This window comes from Aeromonas sp. AE23HZ002T15 (genome assembly GCF_054165525.2).
In genome coordinates, this window is record NZ_CM201342.1 from 3,394,514 (window position 1) to 3,409,421 (window position 14,908).

The 14,908-nt window shown below is 62.0% G+C and carries 15 protein-coding genes; 8 read left to right on the forward strand and 7 right to left on the reverse strand.

All coding sequences use genetic code 11. The features are described 5' to 3' along the window. Positions 1–298: 298 nt before the first annotated feature. Together pta and ACT5M9_RS15935 are read right to left on the reverse strand one after the other, a co-directional pair. Positions 299–2,452: a phosphate acetyltransferase gene (gene pta, locus ACT5M9_RS15930; protein ID WP_457980500.1), complete on the reverse strand. Its 2,154-nt coding sequence runs from the start codon at positions 2,450–2,452 to the stop codon at positions 299–301. A gap of 69 nt (positions 2,453–2,521) precedes the next feature. Then, positions 2,522–3,724, reverse strand: coding sequence for an acetate kinase (locus ACT5M9_RS15935; protein WP_457980498.1), 1,203 nt, complete (start codon positions 3,722–3,724; stop codon positions 2,522–2,524). A 300-nt stretch (positions 3,725–4,024) separates the two neighbouring features. On the opposite strand from ACT5M9_RS15935, the gene yfbV reads away from it, so the two are divergent. Beyond that, positions 4,025–4,465 (forward strand): terminus macrodomain insulation protein YfbV, encoded by a 441-nt coding sequence (gene yfbV / locus ACT5M9_RS15940; RefSeq protein ID WP_457980496.1) that lies wholly within the window; start codon positions 4,025–4,027, stop codon positions 4,463–4,465. Between the two features lie 95 nt (positions 4,466–4,560). On the opposite strand, the gene ACT5M9_RS15945 is transcribed toward yfbV, so the two are convergent. From ACT5M9_RS15945 to ACT5M9_RS15955, 3 genes are all read right to left on the reverse strand, one after another. Continuing rightward, a complete protein-coding gene (locus ACT5M9_RS15945; RefSeq protein ID WP_457980495.1) occupies positions 4,561–5,061 on the reverse strand; it encodes a YfbU family protein in 501 nt (166 codons plus the stop codon). Between the two features lie 404 nt (positions 5,062–5,465). Beyond that, on the reverse strand, positions 5,466–5,945 hold the full coding sequence (gene bcp, locus ACT5M9_RS15950) for a thioredoxin-dependent thiol peroxidase (protein WP_457980493.1): 480 nt from the start codon (positions 5,943–5,945) through the stop codon (positions 5,466–5,468). 23 nt (positions 5,946–5,968) lie between these two features. After that, positions 5,969–6,502: a glycine cleavage system transcriptional repressor gene (locus tag ACT5M9_RS15955; RefSeq protein WP_457980491.1), complete on the reverse strand. Its 534-nt coding sequence runs from the start codon at positions 6,500–6,502 to the stop codon at positions 5,969–5,971. A gap of 197 nt (positions 6,503–6,699) precedes the next feature. Here ACT5M9_RS15955 and dapA point away from each other — a divergent pair, with 197 nt between their 5' ends. From dapA to ACT5M9_RS15970, 3 genes are all read left to right on the forward strand, one after another. Beyond that, positions 6,700–7,587, forward strand: a complete 888-nt coding sequence (dapA, locus tag ACT5M9_RS15960; RefSeq protein WP_457980489.1) for a 4-hydroxy-tetrahydrodipicolinate synthase — start codon at positions 6,700–6,702, stop codon at positions 7,585–7,587. Then, on the forward strand, positions 7,580–8,713 hold the full coding sequence (locus ACT5M9_RS15965; protein ID WP_457980487.1) for an NlpB/DapX family lipoprotein: 1,134 nt from the start codon (positions 7,580–7,582) through the stop codon (positions 8,711–8,713). The genes dapA and ACT5M9_RS15965 overlap by 8 nt, the downstream gene beginning before the upstream one ends. Positions 8,714–8,814: 101 nt before the next feature. After that, entirely contained in the window at positions 8,815–9,918 is a 1,104-nt protein-coding gene (locus ACT5M9_RS15970) for a phosphoribosylaminoimidazolesuccinocarboxamide synthase (RefSeq protein WP_457980485.1), read from the forward strand. Positions 9,919–10,044: 126 nt separating this feature from the next. On the opposite strand, the gene ACT5M9_RS15975 is transcribed toward ACT5M9_RS15970, so the two are convergent. Continuing rightward, positions 10,045–10,647, reverse strand: coding sequence for a short chain dehydrogenase (locus ACT5M9_RS15975; protein WP_457980483.1), 603 nt, complete (start codon positions 10,645–10,647; stop codon positions 10,045–10,047). 99 nt (positions 10,648–10,746) lie between these two features. On the opposite strand from ACT5M9_RS15975, the gene ACT5M9_RS15980 reads away from it, so the two are divergent. From ACT5M9_RS15980 to ACT5M9_RS15995, 4 genes are all read left to right on the forward strand, one after another. Beyond that, complete coding sequence (locus ACT5M9_RS15980) at positions 10,747–11,649, forward strand: LysR family transcriptional regulator (protein ID WP_457980482.1); 903 nt, start codon at positions 10,747–10,749, stop codon at positions 11,647–11,649. Between the two features lie 78 nt (positions 11,650–11,727). Continuing rightward, positions 11,728–12,378: a DUF2057 domain-containing protein gene (locus ACT5M9_RS15985; RefSeq protein ID WP_457980481.1), complete on the forward strand. Its 651-nt coding sequence runs from the start codon at positions 11,728–11,730 to the stop codon at positions 12,376–12,378. A 61-nt stretch (positions 12,379–12,439) separates the two neighbouring features. Then, positions 12,440–12,871, forward strand: a complete 432-nt coding sequence (locus ACT5M9_RS15990) for an HIT domain-containing protein (protein ID WP_457980479.1) — start codon at positions 12,440–12,442, stop codon at positions 12,869–12,871. A gap of 134 nt (positions 12,872–13,005) precedes the next feature. Next, positions 13,006–13,701 carry a DUF3334 family protein gene (locus ACT5M9_RS15995; protein ID WP_438550451.1) on the forward strand — a complete coding sequence of 232 codons (696 nt, stop codon included), beginning with the start codon at positions 13,006–13,008 and terminating at the stop codon, positions 13,699–13,701. A 61-nt stretch (positions 13,702–13,762) separates the two neighbouring features. On the opposite strand, the gene ACT5M9_RS16000 is transcribed toward ACT5M9_RS15995, so the two are convergent. Beyond that, positions 13,763–14,761 (reverse strand): DUF2860 family protein, encoded by a 999-nt coding sequence (locus ACT5M9_RS16000; RefSeq protein WP_457980477.1) that lies wholly within the window; start codon positions 14,759–14,761, stop codon positions 13,763–13,765. Positions 14,762–14,908: the final 147 nt, after the last annotated feature.

Sequence of the window (14,908 nt, forward strand, 5' to 3'; positions counted from 1 at the left end):
ATCGGTAAACTATCCACAAAAGCTGTGGAAAACTCTGTAGATTAGCGGTGTGTCTGGCGTTAGCTGGCTGATCTTAAAGAGATATTTCAATTTGATCCTGGCTGGATCGCATTTGCACAATTCCTTGACGAGGGTGTGAGCGTTTGCTTATCGCTGGCCCCTTGTCCGCTGAGCCCTGGCGGGAGCAGGCAGGATCCCGGCGGGATCCGGATTTGATCTCGCGGATCAACATGCAGTTGCATGCCCATAAAAAAACCCGCCAGCTGGCGGGTTTTTGAGGTCTCAGGGCTGAGGTCGATTACTCGGCCTGGGCTGCCTGGATACCGGTCAGGGCGATGGTGTAGACGATGTCGTCCACCAGGGCGCCACGGGACAGGTCGTTGACCGGCTTGCGCATGCCTTGCAGCATGGGGCCGATAGAGACCAGATCCGCGGAACGCTGTACCGCCTTGTAGGTGGTGTTGCCGGTGTTCAGGTCCGGGAACACGAACACGGTGGCCTTGCCCGCTACCGGGGAGTTCGGTGCCTTGGACTTGGCCACGTTCTCCATGATGGCCGCATCGTACTGCAGCGGGCCGTCGATGATGAGGTCGGGGCGCTTGGCCTTGGCCAGCTCGGTCGCCTCGCGCACCTTCTCTACGTCGGCACCGGCGCCGGAGGTGCCGGTGGAGTAGGAGATCATGGCCACACGCGGCTCGATGCCGAAGGCGGCAGCGGAGTCGGCGGACTGGATGGCGATCTCGGCCAGCTGTTCGGCGCTCGGGTCCGGGTTGATGGCGCAGTCGCCATACACCAGCACCTGATCCGGTAGCAGCATAAAGAAGATGGAGGAGATCAGGGAAGAACCCGGGGCAGTCTTGATGATCTGCATCGGCGGACGAATGGTGTTGGCGGTGGTGTGCACGGCGCCGGATACCAGACCGTCGACTTCGTTGCGCTCCAGCATCATGGTGCCCAGCACCACGTTGTCTTCCAGCTGCTCGCGGGCGACCACTTCGGTCATGCCCTTGCTCTTGCGCAGCTCGACCAGGCGGGCCACGTAGCGCTCGCGCACTTCCAGCGGATCGATGATCTCGACGCGGTCGGTCAGCACCACGCCCTGTTGTTCGGCGACGCGGCGGATCTCTTCCGGGTTGCCCAGCAGCACCGGGCGGGCGATGCCGCGCTCGGCACAGATGGCGGCAGCCTTGATGGTGCGCGGCTCTTCCCCTTCCGGCAGCACGACGCGCTTGTTGGCCTGACGGGCCAGCTCGGTCAGCTGGTAGCGGAACGCCGGCGGGCTCAGGCGACGGGAACGGGTGGAGCTGACGGTCAGGGACTCGATCCAGTGCTTGTCGATGTGGCCGGCCACATAGTCCTGCACCAGCTCGATACGCTCGCGGTCATCTTCCGGGATGTCGACGTTGAAGTTCTGCAGGCTGACGGCGGTCTGCCAGGTGTTGGTGCCGGTGATCATGATCGGCAGGCCGGTGGCCATGGCCTGTTGGCACAGGGCCATCACCTGCGGCTCCGGATGGTAGTTGCCGGTCAGCAGCAGGGCGCCCAGCTTGACGCCGTTCATGGCGGACAGGCAGGCGGAGACGATGACGTCGGAACGGTCGCCGGAGGTCACCAGCAGGCTGCCCGGACGGAAGTGCTCGATCATGTTGTGGATGGAGCGGGCGCAGAAGGTCACGGTCTGCAGGCGGCGACTGTCCAGCTCACCCTTGTTGATGATCTTGGCGGCCAGGTGCTTGGCGAGATCCTTGGCGCGCGGGGCGATCAGCTGGGTGTTCCAGGGAATGCAGCCCAGGATGCGCAGCGGGCTCTTGCCGAATACCTGCAGCACTTCCAGGTTGTGGCCGCTGTCAGAGCCCTGGTGGTGGGCCTCGAACATCTCGGTCAGATCGGGGCGGGTCACGCCGTGCTCGTCAACCGGTGCGCCGACCTTGTTGATGACGCAGCCCACGATGCGCGGGTTGCTGACGCCACCGAAGTTGGAGCAGGCCAGCTCGATGCGCTCTTTCAGCTTCTGGCTGGAGTCGTTGCCCGGGTGGGTCACGAACACCATGTCGGCGTCCAGCGCCTTGGCGACGTCATAGTTCAGCTTGTTGGCGAACGGCTGCTTGTCGGTCGGCACCAGGCCTTCGATCACCACCACCTCGGCACCGCTGGTCTTCACGTGCTCTTCGAAGCGCGCCACGATCTCTTCCAGCAGGATGTCGGTGTTGCTGGAGGTGATCATGTTCTCGGCGTAGGAGAGGGTGAACGGCTCTGGCGGGTTGATGTTGGCGGCGGCGCGGATCACGGCGGTGGAGCGCTCGGCACCGGTTTCACCCGGACGCGGCTGAGCCACCGGTTTGAAGAAGCTGACATTGACGCCGTGACGTTCCATGGCGCGAACGACGCCAAGACTCACGGAGGTTACGCCGACACCAGTGCCGACCGGGATGAGCATAATAGTGCGTGCCACTTATTACCCCTTGTTCATTTTTGGGATCAGGAAAAGGCCGCCCTTGGGCGGCCTTGCTCTACAGCTAAATTATGCGCCGACCAGTTCCAGCGCGTCGTGGGCGATGACCCACTCTTCGTTGGTCGGGATGACCAGGGCCTTGGTGGAGCCAGCCTTGGTGATCTCGCCACCCTTGCCGAAGCGTGCCTTCAGGTTCGCGTCGTGGTCGACGTCGAAGCCCAGCAGGCCCAGCTTGTTCAGGGTGATCTCACGGATCGGGGCGGAGTTCTCGCCGATGCCACCGGTGAAGACCACGGCATCCAGGCGACCGTCCATGGCGGCGGCGTAGGCGCCGATGTACTTGGCCAGACGGTAGCAGTACACGTCCATGGCGCGCTTGGCTTCTTCCTTGCTGTCGTAGTTGTCTTCCACGAAACGGCAGTCGGAGGTGACTTCGGTCAGGCCCTGCAGACCGGACTCCTTGGTCAGCATGGTGTTGATCTCGGCCACGCTCATGCCCAGCTTGTCGTGCAGGAAGAAGATGATGGCCGGATCCAGATCACCGGAACGGGTACCCATCACCAGGCCTTCCAGCGGGGTCAGACCCATGGAGGTGTCGACGGACTGGCCGTTCTTGATGGCACAGACGGAGCCGCCGTTGCCCAGGTGGCAGTTGATGATGTTCAGCTCTTCAACCGGCTTGTTCAGCTGCTTGGCGGCTTCCAGGCTGATGTAGTAGTGGCTGGTGCCGTGGGCGCCGTAGCGACGGATGCCGTTCTCTTTGTAGAGCTTGTACGGCAGGGCGTACAGGAAGGCCTCTTCCGGCATGGTCTGGTGGAAGGCGGTGTCGAACACGGCCACGTTCTTCTCGGCCAGCTCCGGGAATACCTTCAGCGCGGCACGGATGCCGATCAGGTGAGCCGGGTTGTGCAGCGGCGCGTACGGAATGGCGGCTTCGATGCCGGCGATCACGTCGTCGCAGATGCGCACGGAGGAGGTGAAGCGCTCGCCGCCGTGTACCACGCGGTGGCCGATGGCGATCAGGTTCTTGGACAGTTCCGGGTTGAGCGGCAGGATCTTGTGAACGATGAAGTCCAGCGCTTCCTGGTGGGCGGCACCGGCACCCAGATCGGCGTTGCCTTTCTCACCATTCAGCTTCCACTTGATGCGGGCATCGTCGAGGTTGAAGCACTCGGCCAGGCCGGACAGCAGATCATCACCGGTGGTTGCGTCGATGACAGCAAACTTCAGGGACGAGCTGCCACAGTTAAGAACAAGAACCAGCTTACTCATGAATAAATCCTATCGCAGATTGGGTTGGGTTGGAGGATGCGCCGGACGCGGTGCGTCCAAAAACTTTCAACTTATCCTTATGAGGGTTGGCAATCTGTTGCTTGCCCCTTGTATAGTGATACAAGACCCGAAATCCAGACGTCCCTGACAGGCCAGCGGCGGTGCGCCGACGTAAAAATGGGCGTACAAAGGATAACCTGATTGTTGAAAAATAACAAAGTATCCTCAACCTTTGTTATTGCTCCTCAAAAAATGTCGAGGTTTTGCCGTTAATGCGTTCAAAAAGAGCTCGGAGGTAGCATGAGCATGAACATTTTTGGAACTAAATTACAGCAAGGCCGTCATTATATGACTCTTTGGCCGCGCCGTCCCGAGCTTAATTCCATGTTTCCGGAGAACAGGGTGATCAAGGCGACCGAGTTCGCCCTCAAGATCATTCCGGCCCTCGCCGTGCTCAGCGTCATGGTGCAATTCCAGTTCGGCGAGCAGCACTACTGGCCCTCCGTCATGGCGTCCGTGTTCTTCCTGCTCAGCTTGCCCCTGCAAGGCTACTACTGGCTCGGCCAGCGTGCCGGCACCCGGCTGCCACCCTCACTCGCCAGCTGGTATCGGGAGATCAACGGCAAGATGAACGAGCAGGGGGGTCGCCGTCAGCTGGTGGCGCAGCCTCGTTACGAGGAGCTGGCCGATACCCTCAACGCCGCCTTCAAACAGTTGGACAAATCCTTCCTCTACGAGTGAGGGCGTTAACCCGGTAAGGGGATAGACCCGGCCTCTGCGAATGAGGTTTCATCATTGCCAAAAGGCGCCCATGGGCGCCTTTGTCGTGTCTGGCCTCAGGCCGCCAGCACCTTGCCGATCTCCTGGATGGAGAGCTTGTACTGACGGGGGCACTGACGCCAGGCCGCCAGCATGCGCTGGTACTTGTCGCGCATGGCGATGTCGCTGGAGAGCTCGTCGCAGGGGCAGGGCAGCTCGGGGAAGCGCTTGTCCACTTCCAGCAGGAAGCAGACATAGTCCGCCAGCTCCCGCTCCTGGCTGCGGCTGTAACCGTTGAAGGTTAGCCGGCTGGCGTTGATCTCGGCTTGGGCGGCGGCGTCCAGATTGCCCCAGGAGATGGCCAGGGCGTGATGCATCTCCAGGGTGTCGATCACCTCCTGACAGGTGGCCAGATCCAGGTGGCCGAAGCTCTTCTCCAGCTCGAGGATCTGCAGGCAGTAGCCCCGCTCGACTATGGTACTGGCCCGCTGGTAAAACGCGGCCTTTTCCGGATTGAGTTTGGCCAGGATCTCGTACTGATTGCTCAGGATCAGGCGTTCGGTATGGCTCATGTTCATGGGCTGTCTCACTGGAAAATGAATCTGGGGCCACGTTAACCCATATTCAGGATGAATTTTTTGATCTGGCAGGGGAGGTTGGCGAGAAAAGCGGGGCAGAGGGCGCTGGCGTTAACCCGGGTTGGTTAATTAATTGTCGCCGGCACGGCTTGCATTTTGGGGCGGGTCGGCAAGAATGGAAGCGTCATTTGGCCCATGCCAGAGGACCCACCACCAAGGCACCTCACAGGGTGCAAACCATCGAAAATGATCCCGCCGCGGCCCTGGGTCAGCAGGCGGGACGGGGTAGCCAACCGCTCGCCCCTGTCTGATAAAAGACGGCTTCTCGAAGACGAAGCGCACGAACCAAGAGGGCCTGCATCTGCAGGCCCTCTTTTCATCCATCTCTCCCCAGTGTGGGTGATTCAAGCCTCAGCGGATTGGCCTTGCACCAGGTCGAGCACCACCTGGTGGTGATCGCTGGTCTTGAACTTGTCGAAGCGATGGCTGACCTTGCCCTCCTCATCGATGAGGAAGCTCAGGCGGTGGATGCCGTCATACTCCTTGCCCATGAACTTCTTCGGGCCCCAGACGCCGAACGCATCGGCAACCGCATGATCCTCGTCCGCCAGCAGGCGGAAGTTCAGGCTGTCGCGCTCCTCGAACTTCTTGAGGCGCTTGGCCGGATCCGGGCTGATGCCGAGCACCACCACACCCCGGGCGGCCAGTTCGGCGTTGACGTCCCGCAGGCCGCAGGCCTGGGTGGCGCAACCCGGGGTCATCGCCTTGGGGTAGAAATAGATGAGGACCTTCTTGCCGCGCAGGGAAGAGAGGCTGACCGGGTTGCCGTCCTGATCGGGCAGGGAAAAGTCGGGGGCCTGGGTACCGGCTTGTAAGGGTTGCATGGGATCTCCTCGGATAAGCGCCCTCAGGCGTATTTGTGGTTGACGAGAAATTCGAAGGACTCGGCCCCGAGCTCACGACAGAAGTCGGCGAAGGCCGTCTTGGATCCTGCCTCTTCCCCCTGCTTGGCCAGATTCAGCTGAAAGCTCGCCTTGAGCAAGTTGAATGGCTGTTGTTCAAGGGTGACGGTCTGCATGGCCTGGATATCCCAGCCGTGATCGCTGAAGAACTGGGTGCACTGGCTGACGATGCCGGGCTGATCCCGGATCAGCACATCGGCGCTGGCGCTGATGTCGTATTGCAGGGAGTGGTGGCGCTCGGTGCGCTTCATCATGGTGATGAGATCCCACTCCTGGCTGCGCAGCGGCAGGCTTATCTCGAGTTGCATCAGGCTGTTCCAGTCACCGGACAGCAGCATGATGAAGGTAAATTCGTTACCAAAAATGCCAAGACGGCTGTCGACAATGTTGCAACCGCAGCCACTGACGTGGCGGGTAACCTCATTGACGATGCCAGGCCTGTCCGTGCCGATGGCCGTTACGACCAGGTAATGAGTCATAAATCGTCTCTCGTCCATTATTGCGAATGCGGTGGCAGCGAGCGTCCTGGGTGGGCATGGCCGTCGAATCCCTCGCCATGTCCTGCTCTCCTGCATCATTTTTAGGCCGGATGGTAACACGGCTTGTCCCTTGCCTCCCTTGTTTTTCAAAGGGGGCAGCTTTACCATAACGCCCCTGAAAATCGGGAGAAAAATCCATGTTACGCGGTAGTATTGTTGCGCTCGTTACCCCCATGCTGGCCTCGGGTGAAGTCGACTGGTCCAGTCTGGCGGCCCTGGTCGATTACCACGTCGGCGCCGGTACCAGTGCCATCGTTGCGGTGGGCACTACGGGGGAATCGGTCACCCTGAGCGAGGCGGAACACATCGCCGTTGTGGAAAAAACCGTGGCATTCGCCGCCGGCCGCATTCCCGTCATCGCCGGTTGCGGCTCCAACAACACGGCCCATGCCATCGCGCTCTCCAAGCGCTTCGCCGACAGTGGCGTGGTGGCGGGTCTCTCGGTGACTCCCTATTACAACAAGCCCACCCAGGAAGGTCTCTATCGTCACTATTGTGCGATCGCCGAGGCTAGTGGTCTGCCCCAAATTCTCTATAATGTGCCCGGTCGCACCTGCTGCGATCTCAAACCGGAGACCGTGGCCAGGCTGGCCAGGGTGCCGGGGATCATCGGCCTGAAAGAGGCCACCGGTGATCTTGGCCGGACCCCGCTGCTGCGTGAACTGTGCGGGCCGGAGTTTGCGCTTTATAGTGGCGATGATGCCAGTGGTTGTGATTTTATGCTGCAAGGGGGCGATGGAGTCATCTCCGTCACTACCAACATTGCGGCGGCCCAGATGGCCGACATGTGTCGTGCTGCGCTGGCCGGTGATGCCGGGCGGGCTCATGACATCAACAATCGATTGATGCCGTTGCATCAGACTCTGTTCTGCGAACCGAGTCCCATCCCGGTGAAGTGGGCCTGTGTCCAGCTGGGATTGATGGCGACGGCGACCTTGCGTCTGCCGCTGACCGACCTCACCCCAGAGGGCGAACAGGCGATGGCGCGAGCACTGACGACTGCGGAGTTGATGGCGAGTGTTTAAAGCAAATGGAAAGGGAAATGCAGCGCGTCTGGTGCTGAGTGTGGCGACCGTTGCCGTGTTGGCAGCCTGTAGCTCACCCCAGGATCGCAAGATGGCCAACCGTGGTTTCGAGTATGAAGAGAGCCGCCTCGAAGGGCGTGCCTTCCTCGTGCCTGCCGGTTTGAGTGCCCCCGCCTTTAACAGCAATTTCGACATCCCGGCCCTGCCCGAGAGCAGCCGTGAGGGAGCCATCGGCGCCAAGGTCGACGTGCGCCCGCCGGCCCAGCTGCTGACCGTGGTGCCCGGCAGCCAGATAGTGACCACCGCCAACCCCGGCGAGCCGACCCTGGCCTTCTATGCCCTCAGCACCAGCCAGAGCGTGGAGCGCGACACCTGGGCCTTCCTGATGAACTTCCTAGCGCAGCACAAGGTGACCACCGAGAAGCTGGATCAGCAGGCCGGCGTGCTGCAGACCGGCTGGTTTGACAACACCGCCGCCCTCGATGGCTGGGGCGAAGATGACGATGACTTCAGCATTCGCCAGCGCTACCAGTTCACCCTTCGCAACGACACCCAGCGCCACGCCGTCAACATGTCGGTACGGGTGCTGGATCACGAAGAGACCATAGACGGCGAGACCAGCAAGGAGCTGACCACCGCCGATGCCCAGCGCTACGCGACCCGGGCCCTGAACCAGTTCTCCCTCTACTACGACAAGCAGCTCAAGGCTCGCGAACAGCACAAGAGCAGCGATGGCATGGGCATGGAACTGGGTCTGGACAACAACGATCTGAGCGCCTGGATCGTGGACGCCTCCTTCGAGCAGGTATGGCGACGCCTGAACCAGGTGCTGCCGGGCTACGGCTTCACCATCAAGGACACCCAGCAGTCCCTCGGCTGGATCGACGTCGAGTATGACGAGCCGGGCGCCGATTTCTGGAAGGCCAAGGGCGCCGAGCCGTTCAAGCTGGAGGAAGACAAGTACCGCTTCCAGCTCGGGGAAATGGCGGGGGGCAAGACCTCCATCACCCTGTTCGACAAGGACAAGAAACCGGTGGCATCCGGGGTCATCTCCCAGATGTACATCAGCCTGTCCGAGGCATTCGCCAAGGGCCAGGCCGATCAGGCAGCCGCAAAAGCAGAATGAAAACAGGGGCCCAGTGCCCCTGTTTTGTTACATGGATCCCGCTAGTCAAGGGGCCTTGCGCCCCTATGTTATTACGCCCACAACAGGAAGTGTTACCCATCATGAGTCTTGCAGATCAAGTATTGGCAGTGAACGACGATTTGCCGATCCGCACCGATAAACCCGTCCATTCCGGCAAAGTGCGCAGCGTCTACTGGCTGACCCAGGCCGACAGCGCCCGCCTCATCCGGGAGAAAGGCTATGATGTGCCGGCCGATGCGCCGCTCGCCATCATGGTGATCAGCGACCGCATCTCCGCCTTCGACTGCATCTGGCAGGGGGTGAACGGGTTGAACGGGGTGCCGGGCAAGGGGGCGGCCCTCAACGCCATCTCCAGCCACTGGTTCAAGCTGTTCAAGGAGAAGGGTCTGGCGGACAGCCACATCCTGGACATCCCTCATCCCTTCGTCTGGATAGTGCAAAAGGCCCGTCCCGTGATGATCGAGGCCATCGCCCGCCAGTACATCACAGGCTCCATGTGGCGTGCCTACCAGGACGGCGAGCGCGACTTCTGCGGCATCCGCCTGCCGGAAGGGCTGAAGAAGGATCAGAAGCTGCCAGAGATCCTCATCACCCCCTCCACCAAGGGGATCCTCAAGGGGCTGGAAGGGGTGCCTGAGGCCGACGACGTCAACGTCTCCCGCGCCGATCTGGAGCGCCACCATCAGGCCTTCGGTTTCCGCTCCCCGGCGGACATCGACCGCTACGAGGCGCTGCTCAAGGAAGGCTTTGCCGTGATAAGCGAGGCCCTGGCCGAACGGGATCAGGTCTTCGTCGACACCAAGTTCGAGTTTGGCTACGTCCAGGACGCCGCCGGCAACGAGAAGCTCATCTACATGGATGAAGTGGGTACCCCGGACAGTTCCCGCATCTGGGACGGCGCCGCCCTGCGGGAGGGGCAGATCGTCGAGAAGTCCAAGGAAGGGTTCCGCCAGTGGCTGCTGAACCACTTCCCGGATCCCGACATACTGCTCAACAAGAACCGCATGCCGGAACGCTTCGCCCTGGCCCGGGACAACAAGCTGCCCACCGAGGTGATGATGGACATCTCCCACACCTATGTGGGGATCGCCGAGAAGGTCATCGGTCACCCGCTGGTACGCAGCGCCAACCCGAAGCAGGAGATCATCGCAGTCCTGCGCGAGCAATACGGCCTGATCGACTGATCGCTGTTTTCTTTGTCGCCGAAAAACAAACGTTTGCTGGCGGCAGGCTGCGGATCCCGTCCGTGACACCAACACAAACGGGCCCCATCGCGGGGCCCGTTTTCATTCTCTGGCGCTGCTCTCGAGTCAGCCGTTGACCCTGAACACCTGGCCGCTCTGCACCCCCAGCACGGACTTCTTGTAGGCCTGGGCCACCCGGGTGGCGGGCACGGGTACGAAGCCCGGGAAGAAGTCGGCGTACTTGTCCATGGACTCCTCCAGCACGGTCGGACTGACCACGTTGATGCGCAAGCCCCGCGGCAGCTCGCAGGCGGCGGCCCGCACGAAGTGCTCGATGGCGCCGTTGATGGTACTGGCGCTGACCCCCCAGTTGATGGGCTCCTCGCTCAGTATACCGCTGATGAGGGTGATGGAGCCGCCGTCGTTGAGATGCGGGATGGCGGCGCGAACCAACCGGATCTGGCCCATCAGCTTGCTCTCGAGCCCTGTTTGCCACTGCTCGTCCGTCATCTCGGGGAAGGGGGCGAAGGCGACGTTGCCGCTGGCGACCACCAGGGCATCGAACCGTCCTGTGCCCTCAAACAGGGCGGCGATGGAGGCGCCGTCCGTCATGTCGACCAGGGCGTCGCCCTGGCTGTGGCCTACCCGGATCACTTGATGATCCCGGGCGAGCAGTTCGCTGACGGCGGATCCGACGGTGCCGGAGGCACCCACAATTACGATTTTCATCTTGGACACTCCTGTTTGGGATATTGATGATTCTAGTCGCCACAAACAGAAGAAAAAGCGCTTAATATGAACGTATTGTTTCCATATTGGAGCTAATAAATGGACATCACCCACCTGGCCAGCTTCTATGAGGTGGTCAAGCAGGGCAGTTTCTCCGCCGCCGCCGAGGCGCTCGAGGTGAGCAAGGGAATGCTGAGCCGCCATGTCAGCGCGCTGGAGGCATCTCTCAACGCCCAACTGTTGCAGCGCACCACCCGCCGTCTCAGCCTGACGGAGGCGGGCAAGACCCTCTATCTGCAGGCGGGTCAGATCTTCGCCCTGGCCCAGCAGGCGGAGCAGGAGATCCAGGCCTTGACCGAGGAGGACAGCGGCCGACTGCGCTTCACCTGTCCGGTCAGCACCGGCGATCGCATGGTGAGCGAGCTGCTCGGCCGCTTCGCCGCGCTCTGCCCCGGGGTGGAGGTGGAGCTCAACTTCACCAACGCCATGATCGACATGAGCCAGGGGGAGAACGACATCGCCCTGCGGGCCATGAGCCAGGTGCCGGACAACCTGGTGGCGCTGCCCCTCGGCCGCTTGAAGGATGTGGTGGTGGCCAGTCCCGCCCTGCTGGCGCGGGAAGGGGCGCCCTCCAGCCCCTATGAGCTGGTGGGTCGCACCTGCCTGCTGCAGGATCATAATCCCGCCTGGGAGCAGTGGCTGTTTCGTCGGGGCGGGGAGGAGGCGCTGATCCCGGTGCAGGGCAAGGTGCGGGCCAATCACTACAGCACCCTGTTACAACTGGCACGCTCAGGCATGGGCTTCGCCAAGTGCCCCCTGATGCTGGTGGAGGCCAGCCTGGCCCGGGGGGAGCTGGTGGCCGTGCTGGACGAGTGGCAGACCGGGTTGCACCCGCTGCATGTACTGCACGCCCAACAGCGGCGGGTGCCGCGCAAGATCCGCCTGTTCAAGCAGGTGCTGGCCCAGTGGTTCGCCGAACGTCCCCACTATCTGCTCCGGTGAGCCGATGCCGGGCCGTTATTTTTCTGTCATATCCGGCTGCTACCCTGCGCCATCATCGCGATTCAAGAGAGGCAGGGAATGAAGCGTCATCAGGTGTGGGTTGGGATCATGCTGCTGTGCGGCGGCGCAGCGCAGGCCGAGGTCAGGGTCGAGGTACCGGAGGATTTCCAGATCCTGGCGGTGAGTGCCGGTAAGGTGCAGGACGAGCGCCGTGCCGTGCTGGCGGACGGCACACAGCAACTGCTGGTGCGTTTTGAGGGGGTGATCCCGAGCCGCACCAGCAGCGACAACGACAAGGTGATCCGCTCCGAGCCCCAGGTCATTCGCTACGAGGCCAGCGGCCAGTCCCTGCGACTGCTGGGGCACGCCCCCGGGGATGAGGCGGGAATGGAACGCTACGCCAGGGAGCCCCTGGTACGCCTGCAAGGGGGGGATCAGGCCGTCGCCCTGGCACAGGACGAGCTGGTGGTCAACGGGGTGCAGATCGGCATGGACTGGCCAGCCCGGCTGGCGGAGTACAACCGCGGTAGGGGCAAGGCGGTGCTGACGACAGGCGTAGTGGGGGCCACGGCTGTGGCAGTCACGGCCGCGGTGGCCCCGACCCAAACTTCGGTCCAGGCGCCGGCCGTGCCGGCCAGCGAGCTGGAGGGCCAGTTGCAGCGGCTCTTCCTGCAGGCGGACCCCGAGCTTCGCAAGCGTTTCATCGGTTGGGCCGTTCCCCGCCTTTAAGTTTGTCCCCGGTTGCAGTAACGTGGGCGGCTCATCCGATCTGCCCGCTTCGAGGTTCCGAATGTTCGAACTGCATCCCCGCCTGCTGGCGGATACCCAGTCCCTCGGGGATCTGCCCCTCTGCCGCGTCCTGCTCGCCAAAGACAGTCAGTATCCCTGGCTCATCCTGGTGCCGCGCATCGCCAACTTGCGGGAGATCCACCATCTGCCGCCGGCCCAGCAGCAACAGCTGATGCAGGAGTCCTGCGCCGTCGCCGCCTTGATGGAGCAGGCGCTCAGTCCCGACAAGATCAACGTGGCGGCGCTCGGCAACCTGGTTCCCCAGTTGCATCTGCACCATGTGGCCCGTTTCGGAACGGATGCCGCCTGGCCAGGCCCCATCTGGGGAGCCCACCCCGCCGTGCCATATAGTGCGCAAGATTTGCAGCGGGAGGCCGATAACTGGCGAGCCCGCTTGGCCACCCTGAGTGGATTCGCCCCGTTTCAAGGCTGACAAACAGCTCAACTGAGAGGCGGCTCGCGATTTTGATGTCGGGATCATCTGATGTGCTAGGGCGAGGCTTCGCCCTGTGCTGACATGGGTGATGAGAGCGACAACCCCATTTTTCGATTCAGCAGGAAGGTTCCATGATAGTGACAAGATCCGAGGATGACGCCGTATTGACCACAGAGGATGTGCTGCTGAGCCTGTGCAATTCGGTGACGAGCGTATTGAGTGCGGCGAGCCAGAGCCAGGTGCGCTTCTCCGGCATGGTGCAGCGGATCAGCAAGACCTGCCTCAAGCCCGACATCGGCTGCTTCGTGCTGTTCGACGGCGGCTTCTCCGGGCTGGTGGTGATCAACTTCTCCGCGGCGGCGGCCATGGAGCTGTACCAGAGTTACATGCTGAGCATGGGGCTATCGAAAGAAGATCTTGCCATCTCCCACACGGCCGACGAGGTGAGCAACGTCATGGGCGAGCTGATGAACCAGATCGTCGGCAGCTTCACCGGCAAGGTGGGCCGCGAGTTGCAGACCCACATCACCCAGAACCAGCCCAAGATGCTGGCCCTGAACAAGCAGGTGATGCTGAGTGTGGACACCAACCTCGACAACCCGGAGACCCGCCGGGTCACCTTCTTCACCGCCAGCAACAACATCTTCTATCTGGAGCTGGCCATGGACAAGACGGAGTTTATCCGGATCCATGATGGCGGGGTGCAGGAGGAGGTCGATCCGGACGAGCTGATCGCCCAGGCCAAGCAGGCGGCGGCCAAGCCGGCCCCGGCTGCCGTCCCCGCCAGCAACGATCACGACGATCTGCTGAACTCCCTCGGTCTGTAAGAGACCGGCGAAGACAACAAGGCCACCCTGAGGTGGCCTTGTTTTTAGCGTGGATACTGGCTTAGAAGTTGTAGAGCAGGCCAGTGCTGAGGGCGCTGGTCCGGGTGTCGTAGAAGTCGATGTCGGAGTCGGCCTGGTTGTAGGAGGCTGTGATGACGCCGGTGAGATCCTTGATCCCCAGCAGGCTGTGCCAGAAGAAGGTGCCGGTCAGAACCATCTCGTTGGCATCGGCGCGCTGGCCGAAGAGGGGGTTCACCTCGTCGTAGTCACGCTTGCCCAGATAGCCGTTGCTGACGAAGGACCACTGGGGACCGCGCTTGGCATAGGTCAGCTGCAGGCCGGTGTTCTTGAAGCTCTCGGCGCTGCCATCGAGCTTGGCCTGCTTGTAGAGGATGGCGGGCTCCAGCACCTGGCCATTGCCGAAATGCCACTGGTAGGAGAGCTCCATGTCGTGGATCTTGCCGTTGCGATTTAGCACGGGGGCATAGCTGGTGCCGTGGCGCTGATCGTACTGCTGACCGCTGTGTTCCTCGTCCAGTTCCACCTCGCGGGTGGTGATGCTGCCGTTGAAGTTGCTGCCCCAGATCTTGTCCCAGGCAAAACGCACCCCTTTCGACTTGGCATCGGTGGAGCTGCGATCCACACCGGTGGCGTACGGGTCGCTCCACAGCTCGACCGGCATGACGTTGAACACCAGGGAGCCGGCCACTATGCCCTTGTCTCCCATCTCCTGACGGATCCCGAACTGCTGGGTGAAGTCGAAACGCACCGCGTCCTGGATGAGGTTGCCGAGGAAGACCTGGGTGCGGGTATCGGCGAAGGTGTAGCGGATGTCGGCATTGATCAGCGGCGCCAGCTCGCTCTCGCTCTCGGGGGAGCCCAGGTTGTCGATGCGGCTCTTGCTGTCTCCGCCGGCGTAGAAGTTGGATTCGTGGCTGCTGGCGGTGACGCCGCCGAGCAGGAAACCGGACCAGCCGGACTCCTTGGGAATGGCGCCCAGATCGGCGTGCGCGGCATTGGCGACCAGCAGGCCCAGGCCCAGCAGGATGGGATTACGCATCGGTAGACTCCGTGGAATAGATGTAATGCGGTGAGTCAGCCCCGCGTGTTAGCTGAACCAGAGCTGACTGAAATCAGGCGGCATGCTACAGCGCTTTGCTGAACTGGAGCTGACTGACTCATGGCCGGCATGCTACCCCAATGAGAG

Bases quoted from the DNA above. Each gene is read 5' to 3' on its own strand.
- bcp (WP_457980493.1), bottom strand. From the start codon at position 5,945: ATGCAACCCTTACAAGCCGGTACCCAGGCCCCCGACTTTTCCCTGCCC.
- ACT5M9_RS15995 (WP_438550451.1), top strand. From the start codon at position 13,006: ATGATAGTGACAAGATCCGAGGATGACGCCGTATTGACCACAGAGGAT.
- ACT5M9_RS16000 (WP_457980477.1), bottom strand. From the start codon at position 14,761: ATGCGTAATCCCATCCTGCTGGGCCTGGGCCTGCTGGTCGCCAATGCC.
- ACT5M9_RS15970 (WP_457980485.1), top strand. From the start codon at position 8,815: ATGAGTCTTGCAGATCAAGTATTGGCAGTGAACGACGATTTGCCGATC.
- ACT5M9_RS15990 (WP_457980479.1), top strand. From the start codon at position 12,440: ATGTTCGAACTGCATCCCCGCCTGCTGGCGGATACCCAGTCCCTCGGG.
- ACT5M9_RS15935 (WP_457980498.1), bottom strand. From the start codon at position 3,724: ATGAGTAAGCTGGTTCTTGTTCTTAACTGTGGCAGCTCGTCCCTGAAG.
- ACT5M9_RS15955 (WP_457980491.1), bottom strand. From the start codon at position 6,502: ATGACTCATTACCTGGTCGTAACGGCCATCGGCACGGACAGGCCTGGC.
- ACT5M9_RS15975 (WP_457980483.1), bottom strand. From the start codon at position 10,647: ATGAAAATCGTAATTGTGGGTGCCTCCGGCACCGTCGGATCCGCCGTC.
- ACT5M9_RS15985 (WP_457980481.1), top strand. From the start codon at position 11,728: ATGAAGCGTCATCAGGTGTGGGTTGGGATCATGCTGCTGTGCGGCGGC.
- ACT5M9_RS15980 (WP_457980482.1), top strand. From the start codon at position 10,747: ATGGACATCACCCACCTGGCCAGCTTCTATGAGGTGGTCAAGCAGGGC.
- dapA (WP_457980489.1), top strand. From the start codon at position 6,700: ATGTTACGCGGTAGTATTGTTGCGCTCGTTACCCCCATGCTGGCCTCG.
- ACT5M9_RS15945 (WP_457980495.1), bottom strand. From the start codon at position 5,061: ATGAACATGAGCCATACCGAACGCCTGATCCTGAGCAATCAGTACGAG.
- yfbV (WP_457980496.1), top strand. From the start codon at position 4,025: ATGAGCATGAACATTTTTGGAACTAAATTACAGCAAGGCCGTCATTAT.